The 1,439-nt window shown below is 67.1% G+C and carries 2 protein-coding genes; both read left to right on the top strand.

Going from position 1 to position 1,439, the window contains the following annotated elements:
* The first annotated feature begins 30 nt into the window (after nucleotides 1-30).
* Entirely contained in the window at nucleotides 31-330 is a 300-nt protein-coding gene (gene gatC / locus A2J02_RS01345) for an Asp-tRNA(Asn)/Glu-tRNA(Gln) amidotransferase subunit GatC (RefSeq protein WP_068045762.1), read from the top strand.
* Nucleotides 327-1,439: amidase family protein (locus A2J02_RS01340; RefSeq protein ID WP_068045759.1), on the top strand; the 1,113-nt coding region annotated here is incomplete at its 3' end. The genes gatC and A2J02_RS01340, both read left to right, overlap by 4 nt.

Genomic DNA, 1,439 nt, shown 5'->3' with positions numbered 1-1,439 from the left:
CGCTCCTCCCGTCTGAAAGGGGTCTACGCGGTGCCAGACATCTCCCGCGACGAGGTCGCTCACCTCGCCCGGCTGTCGCGCTTGGCTCTCAGCGACGCCGAACTCGACGAGTTCGCCGGTCAGTTGGATTCGATTCTTCATCACGTCAAGGCAGTGGCGGAGGTGGCGACGGACGACGTTCCGCCGACGGCCAACCCCAGTGACATCGTGAACGTCACGCGTCCCGACGTGATCGTTCCCGGCCTGACGCCGGAGCAATCGCTGTCCGGTGCACCGAACGCCGAGGAGGGCCGTTTCGCGGTGCCGCAGATTCTGGGAGAGAGCGAATGACCGACCTGACGAAGCTCGACGCGTCCGAGCTCGCGACCCGCATCCACGCGCGTGAGATCAGCGCCGTCGAGGTGACCCGGGCGCATCTCGACCGGATCTCCGAGGTCGATGGTGACCTGCACGCATTTCTGCACGTCGCGGGGTCCGAGGCACTCGCAGCAGCGACCGACGTCGATGCGGGATTGTCGGCGGGAGACGCACCTGCCTCGGCTCTGGCCGGCGTGCCGCTTGCTCTCAAGGACGTGTTCACCACGACCGACATGCCGACGACGGCCGGATCGAAAATTCTCGACGGGTGGATGTCGCCCTACGACGCAACGCTGACCACGAAGCTGCGGGCCGCGGGCATTCCGGTGCTGGGCAAGACCAACATGGACGAGTTCGCGATGGGCTCGTCCACCGAGAACTCGGCGTACGGTCCGACGAAGAACCCCTGGGACACCACTCGCATCCCCGGCGGCTCCGGCGGCGGCAGTGCTGCGGCGCTCGCGTCGTACCAGGCCCCGCTGGCCATCGGCACCGACACCGGCGGATCGATCCGTCAGCCGGCGGCTCTGACCGGCACCGTGGGAACCAAGCCGACCTACGGCAGCGTCTCGCGCTACGGACTGATCGCCTGTGCCTCGTCACTCGATCAGGGCGGCCCGTGCGGTCGGACCGTGCTCGACACCGCGTTGCTGCACGAGGTCATCGCCGGATACGACGCGCGGGACTCCACATCGGTCGACACGGCTGTTCGACCGGTCGTCGCAGCGGCACGAGAGGGTGCTCGTGGTGACCTGACGGGCGTGCGCGTCGGTGTGGTGAAGGAATTGCACTCGGACAAGTACCAGCCCGGTGTGATCTCGTCGTTCGATGCTGCGGTCGCCGCACTCACCGAACTCGGTGCCGAGGTGGTCGAGGTGTCGTGCCCCAACTTCGTGCATGCACTGGCCGCTTATTACCTGATCCTTCCGTCGGAGGTGTCGTCCAACCTGGCTCGGTTCGACGGCATGCGGTACGGATTGCGTGCGGGGGACGACGGCAAGCACAGCGCCGAGCAGGTCATGGCCACCACGCGCGCGCAGGGGTTCGGGCCGGAAGTCAAGCGTCGCATCATGATCGGGACG

It is taken from the genome of Rhodococcus sp. EPR-147, assembly GCF_001647185.1.
Lineage (GTDB): Bacteria > Actinomycetota > Actinomycetes > Mycobacteriales > Mycobacteriaceae > Rhodococcoides.
This window is presented reverse-complemented; position numbering and strand designations above follow the sequence as displayed.